The organism is Enterococcus sp. 125944, assembly GCF_051909435.1.
Taxonomy (GTDB): Bacteria; Bacillota; Bacilli; order Lactobacillales; family Enterococcaceae; genus Enterococcus_D; species Enterococcus_D gallinarum.
Map to the genome: position 1 here is coordinate 28296 of NZ_JBQASY010000003.1, position 14567 is coordinate 42862.

Annotated in this window: 15 protein-coding genes and 1 riboswitch; of the genes, 13 read left to right on the plus strand and 2 right to left on the minus strand. The window is 41.3% G+C overall.

What is annotated here, in order from left to right:
• Positions 1-163: 163 nt before the first annotated feature.
• The gene (locus tag ACTFWY_RS03865) at positions 164-706 is read right to left on the minus strand and encodes a hypothetical protein (RefSeq protein WP_253937986.1); all 543 of its coding nucleotides are present in this window, start codon (positions 704-706) and stop codon (positions 164-166) included.
• Between the two features lie 258 nt (positions 707-964).
• Between ACTFWY_RS03865 and ACTFWY_RS03870 the strand changes: the two genes are divergently transcribed.
• Positions 965-1276, plus strand: a complete 312-nt coding sequence (locus ACTFWY_RS03870) for a hypothetical protein (protein WP_195957223.1) — start codon at positions 965-967, stop codon at positions 1274-1276.
• A 125-nt stretch (positions 1277-1401) separates the two neighbouring features.
• On the opposite strand, the gene ACTFWY_RS03875 is transcribed toward ACTFWY_RS03870, so the two are convergent.
• Complete coding sequence (locus ACTFWY_RS03875; RefSeq protein ID WP_138371914.1) at positions 1402-2256, minus strand: LysR family transcriptional regulator; 855 nt, start codon at positions 2254-2256, stop codon at positions 1402-1404.
• A 116-nt stretch (positions 2257-2372) separates the two neighbouring features.
• On the opposite strand from ACTFWY_RS03875, the gene ACTFWY_RS03880 reads away from it, so the two are divergent.
• The 12 genes from ACTFWY_RS03880 (at position 2373) to ACTFWY_RS03935 (ending at position 14459) form a co-directional block, all read left to right on the plus strand.
• Complete coding sequence (locus ACTFWY_RS03880) at positions 2373-3284, plus strand: ACP S-malonyltransferase (protein WP_103300829.1); 912 nt, start codon at positions 2373-2375, stop codon at positions 3282-3284.
• 5 nt (positions 3285-3289) lie between these two features.
• Positions 3290-4936 (plus strand): malonate decarboxylase subunit alpha, encoded by a 1647-nt coding sequence (gene mdcA, locus ACTFWY_RS03885; RefSeq protein WP_311828188.1) that lies wholly within the window; start codon positions 3290-3292, stop codon positions 4934-4936.
• Between the two features lie 16 nt (positions 4937-4952).
• On the plus strand, positions 4953-5252 hold the full coding sequence (locus ACTFWY_RS03890) for a malonate decarboxylase subunit delta (protein WP_060814921.1): 300 nt from the start codon (positions 4953-4955) through the stop codon (positions 5250-5252).
• A complete protein-coding gene (gene mdcD, locus ACTFWY_RS03895) occupies positions 5242-6918 on the plus strand; it encodes a biotin-independent malonate decarboxylase subunit beta (protein ID WP_311828189.1) in 1677 nt (558 codons plus the stop codon). The genes ACTFWY_RS03890 and mdcD overlap by 11 nt, the downstream gene beginning before the upstream one ends.
• A 3-nt stretch (positions 6919-6921) precedes the next feature.
• On the plus strand, positions 6922-7515 hold the full coding sequence (locus ACTFWY_RS03900) for a malonate decarboxylase holo-ACP synthase (protein WP_113849673.1): 594 nt from the start codon (positions 6922-6924) through the stop codon (positions 7513-7515).
• Positions 7516-7539: 24 nt separating this feature from the next.
• Positions 7540-8625 carry an acyltransferase family protein gene (locus tag ACTFWY_RS03905; RefSeq protein WP_171917442.1) on the plus strand — a complete coding sequence of 362 codons (1086 nt, stop codon included), beginning with the start codon at positions 7540-7542 and terminating at the stop codon, positions 8623-8625.
• A 21-nt stretch (positions 8626-8646) separates the two neighbouring features.
• The gene (locus ACTFWY_RS03910; protein ID WP_113849674.1) at positions 8647-9507 is read left to right on the plus strand and encodes a triphosphoribosyl-dephospho-CoA synthase MdcB; all 861 of its coding nucleotides are present in this window, start codon (positions 8647-8649) and stop codon (positions 9505-9507) included.
• 311 nt (positions 9508-9818) lie between these two features.
• Positions 9819-9953: riboswitch (FMN riboswitch) on the plus strand.
• A 120-nt stretch (positions 9954-10073) separates the two neighbouring features.
• Positions 10074-11153, plus strand: a complete 1080-nt coding sequence (gene ribD, locus ACTFWY_RS03915; RefSeq protein ID WP_311828190.1) for a bifunctional diaminohydroxyphosphoribosylaminopyrimidine deaminase/5-amino-6-(5-phosphoribosylamino)uracil reductase RibD — start codon at positions 10074-10076, stop codon at positions 11151-11153.
• Positions 11122-11742: a riboflavin synthase gene (locus tag ACTFWY_RS03920; protein WP_021149731.1), complete on the plus strand. Its 621-nt coding sequence runs from the start codon at positions 11122-11124 to the stop codon at positions 11740-11742. Before ribD ends, ACTFWY_RS03920 begins: the two co-directional genes overlap by 32 nt.
• Entirely contained in the window at positions 11735-12913 is a 1179-nt protein-coding gene (gene ribA, locus ACTFWY_RS03925) for a GTP cyclohydrolase II (RefSeq protein WP_311828191.1), read from the plus strand. The genes ACTFWY_RS03920 and ribA overlap by 8 nt, the downstream gene beginning before the upstream one ends.
• Before the next feature lie 19 nt (positions 12914-12932).
• The gene (ribH, locus tag ACTFWY_RS03930; protein ID WP_003126533.1) at positions 12933-13394 is read left to right on the plus strand and encodes a 6,7-dimethyl-8-ribityllumazine synthase; all 462 of its coding nucleotides are present in this window, start codon (positions 12933-12935) and stop codon (positions 13392-13394) included.
• A gap of 114 nt (positions 13395-13508) precedes the next feature.
• Positions 13509-14459 carry an FAD:protein FMN transferase gene (locus ACTFWY_RS03935; RefSeq protein WP_113849678.1) on the plus strand — a complete coding sequence of 317 codons (951 nt, stop codon included), beginning with the start codon at positions 13509-13511 and terminating at the stop codon, positions 14457-14459.
• Positions 14460-14567 lie beyond the last annotated feature (108 nt).

A 14567-nucleotide genomic window follows, 5' to 3' on the forward strand; every position in this document is an offset into this window, starting at 1 on the left:
AGCTTCTTTAGCGCTAAAAAGTAGAAGGGGACAAGCTTATGAAAGGAGAAATGCTTAGTTCGCCTCTACTTTTATGTGGCACTCTCTTTAAATACTAAACCCATTTAAATAAGAAACTTCTAAAGAAAATCAAACAGGCAATGTTGCTGTTCGCCTTCTTTTATTAACTGGCTGTTCCGTATTCCCGATGCAGTTTACTGATTCTTTGTTTCTGCTTATCTGTCAGGTGCGGTAGGTTTTCTAACTTGGAGAACAGAGCAGGCAATGCCTCAAGAGGGGTAATTTGAGCAACACGAATCGCATTTTGAAGCATAATCAGCAAGTTGCTGATTTTTTCAGTTTCAATCATCCCCAGGTAATCGTCTTTGATATTTGAAAACTTATTCTCAATATCACAAGCAACTAAATGGCTGACCAGATCATGGGCGATTCGTCGATGATAGGAGTTTTTATGGGCATGCAGTTGCCAAAAATCCTCCCAGTATGGATAAAAAAGTGTTGGCTCCAACAGAGAAGCTCGTTCAATAATCAAGTAACTATTGAAATAATAATTAATGTGATTCTTGCCATCAATGACATTTTTAACTAATTTTTCTCTTAACGAGTGGTCCAGCAAAGTGCTTTTAATATACGGTGTTGGGTCAAAACTTGTCGTATCAAATTTTGATTCAATCATTTCATAGGTAAACCGTTCCGAGTAGGTCATAACAGCGCTCCTTTATAAGTAGTTGAGAGAAGTGAATCACTATTTTCCTTCGTCATTTTTCAAATCAATGTTGTGGATTACTATTATAGTATCAAAGAATGAAAAGAATTACTTAAAAAAATTGATCTTCTTCAATTAGCCCTTTTTGTTCTCTTTACTATTGAAGGATTTGATTGGAGATGACAAAAATGATAGTTACTGACTGGCATTTTTCGTGCTATATTGTGTAAACCCTATTAGTGAAAGAAGGAATTCTCGATGCCAGTCATCGCTATTTTAATTGATTTGATTACTTGTGCTAGCTACTTTTTTCAATTGCATTCCATACCGTCACAATCCTTGTACTTGTTGGGAATGATCTTACAAGTATTCTTTGCCCTCATTTTATTGATTATCGCTTTCACCTATAGCGGTAAAAAATTTGCTCGTATCCAGCCCCATCTTTTTTACCGGGTCGTTTCTATTAGGTATGGGATTATTTTGATCTCTACATTCATCAACGGAGCAGTCCTGTTTTTGTATGTCCTGAATTACTTAGGTATCAATGATGTGGTCTTTTCCAACTTCTAATCAAGCAAAACAGTAAAAATCACAAAAAAAAATCCACTCGTATAAAGTGGATTTTTTTTGTGATTTTCATTTAAATTAGGTGGCAGACGAAAAGGCAATTAGCACTTCGTCTTTTTATTTCGATCTTAGGAGAGATAAAACTCTTTCAACGTTTTCGCGATCATTTTTGCGATGGGATGGCCCTCGGTAAAGCTGGAAGACAGATAAATCGTACGAGAGAGCGGGAAATCATCCAAGGTGCGCAATACGAATGGGGCACTTTCTTTGTAGCCCCAGGTCACTTTAGGAAAGAAGGTGATCCCTAATCCCTGATTGATTAATGAACGCAATGTTGCCGGATCATCTGTGGTGGCGCCAATACTCAAAGCAATTTTCCTTGATTCAAATGCTTCGTCAATAGTACGTCGTAATGGTGTATTCGATACCAGCATGATTAGTGGCAAATCAACGATATCAGCGGTCAATAGCGCTGCTTTTTTCGCTAATGGATGATTTTTAGGAATGGCCAACAAAATCGGTTCGGTAAAAATGGGTAAATTCGTCATTCCGGTTTTCGGTTCAGAAGTAATGTAAAAGACCCGACCTTTTTCCTTTTCAGCTTTTCCGTGTTGTTTGATTGAAAGTTGAATATCTGGGTGCTTCTCAACAAAAGTTTTGACCAAATTGGGAATTGATACCGAGGCAACTTCAGAATAGATCGTGATGGAAGGAATGATTTCTTCATTAAGAGATCGAATCGCTTCTAATCCCTGGTCATATTGTTCCAGTGTTTTAGTGACATAAGGGTAAAATTCTTCCGCATACATCGTCAGTTCAATGTGACGGCCAGTATGATAGAACAAAGGCACGCCTAAATCACTTTCTAAATGTTTCATGGCCCGGCTCAATGCCGGTTGCGAAATATACAGTTCTTGCGCAGATTGAGTAATATTTTTAGATTCCGCGACTTTTTGGAAATAACGTAAATGTTCGAGGTTCATAGGACACTCCTTATTCCATACCTTTTTGTTATGGATACTCATCAAATTGGTATTTTTTATTATAACAAACTTTGACTAGAATAACAGTGTAAGAGAAATTGTTAAGGAGGTTCTTCATGAGTACAGGTTTCTTATTCCCAGGTCAAGGCAGTCAAACAAGCGACATGTTGCATGATGTACCAGATGATTACTTCATTCGCTTGGAACAAGCTACTGGCTATCAATTGAAAAAGGCAACGAACATTGAAAATGACACTGTCTATATTCAATTAGCTATGCTTGTCAAAGCTGCTTATTATACCGACCAGATCAAGAAAGCAGGCATTTATCCTGATTTGGTCGCAGGTCATTCAATCGGCGCTTTTTGCGCAGCATTGGCTAGTGAATGTCTGAGCTTTGAAAATACTGCCAGTCTGGTCTATCATCGAGCGACACTGATGAAAGAAGCGTATCCTGCGGACTATGCGATGGGTGTAATCGTTGGGCTGACAAGATCAGAAGCGGAAAAGGTAGTTGCAGAAAGTTTTGACATCAATTTTCCTGTGTATCTATCTAATGAAAATTGCCCAATGCAACATACCTTATCTGGACATATCAAGGGTTTGCAGCAAGCATTAGACCATGCGAAAACGTATCATGCCCAGACCGCAAAGCTACTAGCAGTTCCTGTTCCATCTCATTGTGAATTGATGGACGAAACCGTCAAAAAGTTTGAGCCCTTCTTGCAGAACGTCACGATCAATTCGCCAGCTTGTCCTTATGTCAAAAATATTGACGGACGATTGACAACTGATCCAGCGGAGATCCGCAAAGATCTGTTACAAAATATTGCTCATCCAGTGCAATGGAACAAAATGATGGATGTCATAAAAGAAATGGGAACCGATATCGCTCTTGAATTTCCTCCCGGCAATACCTTAACAAAGCTGATTCATGCGAAATTTGGTGAAAACAAGGTGATCCGAACCATCAACTTGGACCAACACGGTATTGATGATGCCATATTCCTATATCAAAAATGGAGATGAACACAATGGAAAAACCAGCAAGAAACTGGGCCAGCAAACGCGAGCAAAAAGCCCAAACAATGAAAAAAATCGAACATTTGCTTGATGGAAAATATGTACCAACTGAAACCATTATCGAAGTGTTAGAAACGGTTATTCAACCAGGTGACAAAGTCGTTCTAGAAGGAGATAACCAAAAACAAGCAAGCTTCCTTTCAAAAAGTTTGGAACAAGTCAATACAGATAAAGTCAATCAATTGCATATGATCATGTCGAGTATTTCTCGTCCAGAACATTTAACTATCTTTGAAAAAGGCATCGCAGCAAAAATCGATTTTTCATACGCTGGTGCCCAAAGCACACGTGTCGCTCAAATGATCGAAGACGGCACAATGAAATTAGGCGATATTCATACTTATTTAGAATTATACGGACGTTTGTTCGTTGATTTGATTCCTAATGTCGTTCTTGTCGCTGCAGACAAAGCCGATAAACAAGGAAATCTTTATACAGGCTACAATACAGAAGAAACACCAACTATCGTTGAAGCTGCTGCTTTTAAAGATGGCATCGTCATCGTGCAAGTCAATGAAGTGGTAGACGAATTGCCACGGGTCGATATTCCAAGTGATTGGATCGATATCGTTGTCCTGGCTGATCAACCTTATCAATTAGAAGCATTATTTACTCGGGACCCTCAAAACATCACCGAATTACAAATCTTGATGGCAATGATGGCATTAAAAGGAATTTATGCCGAACATGAAGTTCAATCATTGAATCATGGGATTGGGTTCAACACTGCCGCTATCGAGCTACTTTTACCAACCTATGGCGAAACGTTAGGAATCAAAGGGAAAGTTGCTAAAAACTGGGTCTTAAATCCACATCCAACAATGATTCCTGCTATTGAATCTGGTTGGGTCGAAAGCATTCACAGTTTTGGCGGCGAAGTAGGGATGGAAGAATATATTGCTGCTCGTCCAGATATTTTCTTTGTTGGGAAAGACGGTACGATGCGTAGTAACCGTGCTTTGTCGCAAACAGCTGGTCAATATGCGGTTGATATGTTCATCGGTTCCACTCTGCAATTGGATTATGAAGGAAATTCTTCAACCGTAACCAAAGGACGTTTATCTGGTTTTGGCGGTGCGCCAAACATGGGTCATAACCCTGGCGGTCGTCGTCACTCAACACCGGCATGGCAATCATTGCGTGACGAAAAGGATCCATTAGGCAAAGGTCAAAAATTAGTTGTTCAAATGGTCGAAACTTACAGCTCAAACAAAAAACCAGTCTTTGTTGAAACACTAGATGCATTGGACGTTCAAAAACAAGCGGGCTTAGCCAACGCCCCTGTAATGATCTACAGTGATGACACAACTCATATTGTGACCGAAGAAGGAATTGCTTACCTTTATAAAGCCACTTCTAAAGAACAAAAACAAGCAGCAATCGCAGTAATCGGCGGTGTCACCCCATTAGGTATGACGAGTACCAAAGAATCATTGGATCAATTGCGTGCTGCTGGCATTGTAAAATTACCAGAAGATCTTGGTATCAAACGCAGCGATGCGAAACGTTCATTACTAGCTGCGCAAACCGTGGATGATTTGATCGAATGGTCTGATGGCTTGTATCAACCACCTATGAAATTTAGAACTTGGTCATAAAGGAGAGAAGAATAAAATGGAACAATTAGCATATACCTATAAAACAACCAAACCCATCAAAGAAAAAATCCATGTTGGTGTGGTTGGTTCAGGGGATTTAGAAATTTTACTTTTTCCAACAGATAAAGCGGAAACTTCAGTGAAGATTTGTACCGGAAGTGACGGCTTTGGCGATGTTTGGCAAAATGTTTTGACACGCTTCTTTGAACGTTACCCAATCACCGCAGACATGGTTATCAATGACTTTGGTGCTACTCCTGGAGTTGTCTATCTTCGATTAACACAAGCAATGGAGGAACTTTCAGATGAAAAATAGTTTTGTTGAATTAAATGCCCGCGAACGTGTCAATGCGTTAGTTGATAATGGCCGTGAATTGATTGATCCCTTTGATCAAATGATCGCGCCTAATTTGGTCGCACAAGATATTGTTCCCCAAAGTGATGACGGGATCGTGGTTAGCCGCGGTAAAATTTCTGACAAAGAAGTAGTCGTTATTGCTATGGAAGGTAAATTCCAAGGTGGCGGTATCGGTGAAGTTTCCGGTGCGAAAATCATTGCCGCTTTGACCCATGTACTGGAAGAAAACCAAAACGGCCACGAAATCTATCCAATCATTGTATTGGATACTGGTGGTGTCCGTTTGCAAGAAGCCAATTACGGGTTGCTCTCGATTTCCGAAATTGGTAATTTGATTGTCGCTTTGAAAAAATATGTTCCAGTCATCGGCTTAGTTCCTGGTCGTGTTGGTTCATTTGGGGGGATGTCCATCACTTCAGCCTTAATGAGCTATTTGATTGCTACCAAAAAAGCCCGGATCGGTTTAAATGGACCAGAAGTGATTGAACAAGAAGCGGGTGTTCGCGAATTTGATTCCAGTGATAAAGACTTGATCTGGAACACGATCGGTGCCCGGCAACGGTTGAATGCGCAAATCGTTGATGAATTAGTAACAGATAGCGTTGAGGCAATCAAAGCAGCTGTGATTGCAGCAATCAACGAAAAGAAAGACAGCCATCGCAGCGAAAACGCCGACTTTTATCTTTCTTTGTTGGCAAAACTAGATTTATCCAAACCAATGGCGATTGACAAGTACAATCAAGCATTAGCCGCTCACAAATCAGCAGCTGTGAAGGAAATCAACGTAACAGAAGGGACAGAAGATGCTGCTACAAGTGTTGGTTACGACTGGTTTGCGGCATTGACAGGGTTGAAACACCCAACTTCTACAAGTGCCACGGTTTATGCTGCAGCTTCAAACTTATTCAACGAAGATGCGGTTGTCACAGCCATTGTCCCAAATGCACAAAACCCAATGTACCGTGTTCGTAATGGGGAAGTTGGCTTGATCGAAGGTTTTGAAATGGCTCATGTCTTAGAAACCGTTTATCAAGAAGACAAAGAGAAGGCCGTGAAACGTCCGGTTGTTGTCGTGATCGACGTACCAAGTCAAGCTTACGGTTATAACGAAGAATTGATTGGAATCCACGTAGCCTTAGCAAATAGTGCTGCAGCTTATGCAAAATTGCGTCAAGCAGGTCATCCAGTGATCGGCTTTATCGCTGGGAATGCGATCTCTGGTGCATTCTTAGCCCATGGCTTACAATCTAGTCGCTTGATCGCTTTGAATAGTAGCAATATCACTGTTCAAGCAATGTCTAAAGAAAGCGCCAGCCGTGTAACAAAACGGTCAATCGCAGCGATCGAAGCAGCAGCAGAAAAAGTGCCAAGTATTGCCTACGACATCAAAAATTATACGAAGCTTGGTGCGATTTTCACTTTCTTAGAATCAATTACGGATCAAGAAACCAGCGCTGACCATGTCAATGCGGTGATCGACGCCATCAATGCAGCGATTCTTGATGTTCGTCAAACAAACGACACTATGTTGACCAACCGATACACCAACGAGATTGCTGTTAAAGGCGGTCGTTTAGAAACAAATAAAGTTTTTGCCCGTATGAATGAAGAATGGACTGATTAAACAATGAACTTTGCCCACGATATTGTATTGATCGATAACCAAGCGCTTGCTGATCTCGTTTTACCAGATTGGCTGCAACAAAGGGAAAAAATGTATGCGACTGTCCGTAGAGGCATTCCTCAAAGCCCACAACATATCCTTGTCGGCTTTCGAGGAACAAAACGGGTACAGCGCTTCGGCACCGAGATACTTTCCAAGTATGTGATGGCGACCATTCATCCATGGCAGCTGATTGCCAAAGAAAGTTTTCGCCAAAAAGACATTGCAGATTATCCTGTTTATCGCCAATATCGTGAGGCACAACGATTGTTGTGTGATTGTCAGTGGGGTGTGGGTGGCAGTTTGGGGTTTGAATTGGCTTCAGACCAAACCGCGATCAAAGTAACCAGTGACTTGGATCTCTTGCTTTATGCTGATTCTGCCACTCAACTTCCTTTACAACTCATTCAGGACAATAAAGATTTTTTCAATGATTTAGATATTCAAGTAATAACTAAAAAAGGCGGTTTTTCCTTAAAAGAATATTTGAGGAACCCCCAAAAGAAACTATTACTTAAGACAGACGAGGGTCCAAAACTCACCAACGAGATTTGGTAAATATAAGAAAAGTGAGCGAAAAAAATGTTCGAGAATAAAGAAATCAAAATCAATATCAGCGACTTCCTAAAAGTCTTTGCTGTGACCGCCGTTATGATGCAGACTGTTTTGAGTTTTGCTTTAGCAAATGTCCAAAACGAAAAAACCGCCGCCTTTATTGGTATATTTTATGTCATCGTGAAATACACCGCACCAATGTTTATTTTTGCAATTGTTTATAATATGGTAAAAACAAGCCAACATCTTTCTTATTGGGAATTTCTGAAAGAAAAATTCTTTGAATTAGTGGTTCCTTATCTGTTGTGGACGACTGCATACTTATGGCTCTTTCCAGCCGTTCAACAAGGTCAACCCTACACAGATACTGCTTCATTCTTATTGAAATATATTACCGGTGACGGCGCACCCCATCTATGGTATACCGTGATGATGCTTCAAATTCAATTATTGATGCCGTTTTTCGTATGGTTAGGCTACAAAGTCTTTTCAAACAAGAAAAATGTTTGGCCTGTCCTAATCGTTGCGACAGTTTTATATGTAGCTTGGTATTTATTCTATGATGCGCAAGTTTTTGCCGGACCTCATCATGACAACTGGTACTTATTGGATCGTTTCGTTGCTAGCTTTGTGATTTATGGTATTTATGGCGAAGCGGCATTGATGTATCATGAAGCCATTTACCGCTTTTTATATAAAATGCGCTATGCACTATTGCCAGTTGGCTTAGTATTAGCTTTATTTTCAGCTGATCATTTATTACACTTTAGCGGAGATCTTTCTTTCGCTCATGCACCTTATTTGAATACATTACAAAGTCTTTATAGCTTAGTGGTGATCTTCGGCGTCTTTATGTTAGGCTCAACTATGATCAAGAACAATGCACCACAGCTTCGTGCATTCAAATGGTTATCTGTATATGCGTACCGTACCTATTTAGCCAATGTATTTGTATTTCAAGTTATTCTAGTTTGTTTCAAAGATACACTATTACAATTACCAACGGGAATCATGATTCTTGTTGCCTACTTAGCTACTGCCAGCTGCAGCTTTTTATTAAGCTATCTTCTGCATGTGATTTGGTCAGGGATCAAAGGACCATTTAGTAATTAATTCATAAAAAGAGGGGATCTTATGGAAGAACAATCTGCCTTCGCTACCTGTCATCAACTGGCAAAACTAGTTGAAAAAGCGCTGATCGATGAAGTGGAACTCTCACCCAAGCCAGGCTTAGTCGATCGTTTTACAACTGGTTCACATAGCGATATGAATCACGAACTATTTGTCTTATCTGCACAAACGCTGACACCATTTTTTGAAGAAATGGCGCTGGCTTCTTGGCAAAAAAGACCGAGCCAAGCCGTCAGAGAAGCGATCGCTGAGATTGGTCGCCGTGCTGAAACAGCCATGTTTGCAGCTACTGGTGGAGTCAATACCCATAAAGGGGCCATTTGGGCAATGGGATTGTTTATCAGTGTGATCAGTAGCCAATACAGCTGTGATCGTCAGTTGTTTTTACCAAAGATTTTTACAGAGATTCAACAACTGGTCGCTTATCCAGATCGTCGGATACAAGTTGTGGCTACTGGAAGTCACGGAAACAAAGTCAAACAAAAATATGGTTATACGGGTGCTTTTGGGGAAGCAGCAGCAGGTTTTCCTCATGTTCAAGTGGCATTATCTGATTTTTTGTCACGACAAATAAAAGATTCACCAGAAAAAAGACTCCATATGCTCCTAGCGATCATGGCCACTCTTGATGATACTTGTATTTTGTATCGCAGCGATCAACAAGTGCTGAACCATGTTCAACAGTTGGCAAAGCAAGCCAATAAACAGCCCATTCCTAGCGCTGCTTTTGAAGCATTGAACAACTATTGTCAACAGCAAAATGTTTCACCCGGCGGAAGTGCCGATTTATTAGCTGCCAGTTTCTTTCTGCTTTCTTTGGAAAACTTAACGAGTCAGAAACTTTATTTCACTACAGCAAAATAACATATTTATTCCATTCGTAAGACTTTTAAAGAGATTGTTTCTTAAACTCTTTAAAAGTCTTTTTTTATCTGTTCAAAAAAACGTGTTATTCAATCGAAATAAATAAAATATAAAAAGAGAAATAATTTATCCGAAAAACCTCTTTTAATTGTTTGCTTGGAGGTCGCTAAATTCTAAAAAAACTTTTTAAAGTCTTCTCAGATAACGGCGAATGTTGGACTTAAACATTTGTTTTAATTGTTATTTAAAAAGGATAGAAGAGGGGTTTGACACCTGAATTAAAAAATAGTAGTATCTAACGTGAATTGAATATGTTTCTTCGGGGCAGGGTGTGATTCCCGACCGACGGTGACAAGCAATGCTTGAAGTCCGTGACCCGCATTCGTGCGGTTGATCCAGTGAAACTCTGGAACCGACAGTTAAAGTCTGGATGGGAGAAGAAAAACTTACAAGAATATTGACGGGAGGAGTCTATCCTTTTGGTCATCGTTTCTTTGAGTTTGTCTAATCAAGACCTCGTGTACTTATGCACGAGGTCTTTTTATTTAAAGAAAGGAGGAATGTTTATGCATGAAACGTATATGAAGCGCGCCATATCCGAAGCACTAAAAGGCAAAGGACAAACCTTCACGAACCCTTTAGTCGGTGCTGTCATTGTGAAAGATGAGGAAATAGTTGCTGTAGGCAGCCACATGACTTATGGCCAGCCACATGCGGAAAAGAACGCCATCGATTCATGTAGTTCCCCCGAAAAACTAATTGATTCAACCATTTATGTGACCCTTGAGCCTTGCCACCATTACGGAAAACAGCCACCTTGTACAACTGCTATTCTACAAAGCGGCATCAAAAAAGTGGTAATTGGTCAATTGGATCCCAATCCGTTGGTATCTGGCAAGGGCAAAGCGTTTTTAGAATCACAAGGAGTAGCAGTGATCACCGGCGTTTTAGAAAAGGAGGTACGTGAAATCAATCGCCACTATAATACGTATCACGAAGAGCAACGTCCTTTTGTGGCTTTAAAGCAAGCAACCACACTTGATGGAAAAATCGCTTTGGCTGGTCAGCGAACAAGGATAACCGGTGAAGCTGCATTGCGCCGGGTTCGTCAGGAACGTTCAGACTACCAGGCTATTTTGATAGGGAGCCGCACTGCCTTAATCGATAATCCTACTTTGCGGACAGAGGCTGCCTTTCCGACTTATCGAGTGGTCCTAGATCGTAAAGGAGAAACCTTGAAACAGCAGCTAACTCTTTTTGAGGATACCAGTAGTCCTGTACTGGTCTTTACTACGAAAAAAGTCCAAACTGTTTTCTCAAATCACGTGAAAATCATTACCACGCCTTCACTGACTCTCTCGTTTGTCATGAAAGAATTGTATCGACGCAAGATTCAATCGGTTTATGTTGAAGGCGGAAGCAGCATTCATGATGCCTTTCTGGCGGATGGTTATTGGGATCAAGTTATCACCTATCTTTCGCCAAAACTTATCGGCGGCAATGGAACAGCGAGTTTTGCTAGTTCTCGAGAAGTGAATCAGATGTTTGCGCTAACGGAAGTCACTGTTGAACCGGTCGGAGAAGAGTTAAGGATCGTTGGAAGGAGGCAGGAAAATGTTTACCGGACTCATTCAAGAAAAGGGTAAGATCACACGGATCGTGCCTAGTGGTCGCACCATTGCATTGACTTGTCATGCTTCTGAAGCATTGTTAACGGATTATCGGGTTGGCGATAGTATGGCGATCAATGGCGTATGTTTGACAGCGATCAAGACTGGCAAACAAGAATTCACTGTCGAGATCATGCCGGAAACTTATCAACGAACCACCTTTTCGACCGCAAAAATCAATGACGAAGTCAATTTGGAACGAGCGTTAGCTTTCAACGGCCGCTTGGAAGGACACTTGGTGGCAGGTCATGTAGATACTACGACAACGCTGCTAGAAAAGCGTGTGTTGGAGAATGCGCTGATTCTGACATTTGCTTATCCCGACGAACTGAGAAATGAGATCATTCCACAGGGCTCTATCGCATTGAATGGGGTTAGTTTGACGATTATCGAGACCACACTGCGCTATTTCTCCGTTGGACTGATTCCTCATTCCAAAAATCAAACCAATCTGGGGCGACTTAACCGCGGTGAAGCAGTGAATGTTGAAACAGATCTATTAGGAAAATATGTCAAAGCCAATCAACTGATCCGTGGCGGAAGAAAGGAAATGTCCTATGAGTAAAAATAAAATCGAAACAGCATTAGACTATTTAAGAAATGGGCAATTAATTATTGTTGCTGATGATGACGACCGGGAAGCGGAAGGAGACCTTGTTGGAATCGCTAATCTAGCTACGATGGAAAGCGTGAATTTTATGACGAAATTTGCTCGAGGGTTGATTTGCGCACCTATCTCAGCTCAACTAGCTGACCGCTTGCAGCTAACTGAAATGGTCGCGCAAAATACGGATACTTTCAAAACAGCCTTCACTATAAGTGTCGATCACCGTTCAACGACAACAGGAATTTCTGCTGAAGAACGCGCGCGAACGATCCGAGCATTGGCTAATCCTCAAACTAAGGAAGAGGACTTTCAAAAACCAGGTCATATTTTCCCGTTGATCGGAAGGATAGGCGGGGTACTGGAAAGAAGGGGCCATACCGAGGCTGCATTGGATTTAGCAAAATTGACCAATCAAAGTGAAGCGGCCTATATTTGTGAGATTCTAAATGAGGATGGCACGATGGCTCGCCGCCCACAATTGGCTCAACTCGCGAAAAAATGGCAGCTGCCGATGATCACTATCGAAGAGTTAGCGACTTATATGGCAACAAGTCAGTTAACCGTTCAATTGCCAACCGCATTTGGATCCTTCGATTTAACCTTATTTGAAGATCAGCATCATCTTGAGCACTTAGTATTAGCAAAAGGGGATTTGACTAATCCCGCAAAACCATTATTGGTTCGTCTTCACTCAGAATGCTTGACTGGAGATGTTTTTGGATCCCAGCGGTGCGATTGCGGGGAACAACTACATGAAGCCATGCGTCAAATCGAAAAAGAAGGTACCGGAGCCATCTTGTATTTGCGTCAGGAAGGCCGAGGTATCGGCTTGAAACAGAAACTGCAGGCGTATCAATTACAGGAAAAAGGCTTGGATACGTATGAAGCCAATGTTGAATTAGGTTTTCGTCCAGATGAACGGGATTATGGTTTTGCGGCGATTATTCTGAAGTCTCTTGGCATCAATACGATTCGCTTGCTGACAAATAATCCAGAAAAAATCACCGAGTTAGAAGCTCATGGCATTCATGTTGCTGAAAGAATTCCGCTGGAAATAACTCCAGTTGCAGAAAATAATCGTTATCTTCAAACAAAAAAAGAAAAATTCCATCATTTATTATCACTTTGAGAAAGAAGGAGAGCACAACATGACACAATTTGAAGGAACATTTGACGGACAAGGAATGAAAGTAGGGATCGTGGTTGCGCGTTTTAACGAGTTTATTACGGCGAAACTTTTGAGTGGCGCCCAAGATAATTTGATACGGCATGGAGTAAAAGAAGAAGACATTGATGTTTACTGGGTACCCGGTGCCTTTGAAATTCCCTATATAACAAAAAAATTAGTCAACGTGAAGCAATACGATGGCTTGATCACACTGGGTGCAGTTATCCGCGGTGCGACTACCCATTATGAGCTTGTTAGCAATGAAGTCGCGAAAGGCGTGGCCCAAGTTGGATTAGCGGCAGACATTCCAGTCATGTTTGGCGTTCTAACTACAGAAACTATCGAACAAGCCATTGAGCGGGCCGGAACCAAAGCGGGCAATAAAGGTTCAGAAGCGGCGCAAGGATTGATCGAAATGATTTCATTGAACCGGGTGATTTAATGTTTTAATACCTGTCTGCGACTTTCTTATAGTTGCATTTATTTGCTAAAGGCATTCAATTTTTTCTGAAAAACTGCTATGATGAACAAAAAAAACTAGGGGCGAAACGAACGGATGCAAGAAGGAAAAAGACAAGTCAAAGCGATGGGAACGATCATTCAGCTTTGGATCCAACATGAAGATCCCACACCAATTTTGGAAGCAGCAGTCCAACAAATCAGAGCGTTTGAAAAACGGTTTAGTGCCAATGATCCTGCTTCAGATCTGATGAAAGTCAATCAAAACGCCGGAATTCAGCCGACCAAAGTAGCCAAAGACTTGTTTGCTTTGATCGCCTTAGCAAAAGAGCACAGCTTGCCAGAGGATAGTTTCTTGAACATCGCGATGGGACCCCTGATTCAGGAGTGGCGTATTGGTTTCTCAGATGCCAAAGTGCCGACTGCCGAAAAAGTGACGGAATTACTACAGGTGACCGATCCTCAACGAATCGAATTGGATAACAAACAGCAGAGCGTTGCCTTAGCTGCCGGTATGTCAATAGACCTAGGTGCTGTGGCCAAAGGCTATTTCGCAGATCAGCTGGCAGATTTTTTTAAGCAATCTGGTGTCAGTGCCGCTTTGATTGATCTGGGCGGGAATGTTGTTACCTTTGGTGAAACACCAAATCATGCGGATCACTTATGGCGTATCGGAATTCAGAATCCTTTTTTGCCAAGAGGAAATTTCGTGGCAGCCTTAAAAATCCGCGATCGTTCTATCGTAACCTCAGGGATCTATGAACGTTCCCACACCGTCGACGGTAAGACCTATCATCATATTTTCAATCGTAAAACCGGTTATCCGATAGAATCAGCGTTAGCAAGTATCACGATTATTTCCGATCGTTCAGTGGATGGCGAAATTTGGACCACACGTCTCTTTGGTAAAAAACCTGAAGAAATCATGAAACAACTCAGCCAACTCGATGGCATCACTGGATTAATCGTAACCCGACAAGGCCAATTGCTTTATCCCTCTACGCTACAACCACTGATTGAGTTACCTGAAACGAATCAAAAAGCCTAATTGAAACATACTCAAAGATAGAGACGAAACTGCCTTGACAAAGCAGCTTTCAGAGTCTGGTAAATGAAGTAAAATGAAGTATTTAAACTGGTGAAACAAGATAGCAGA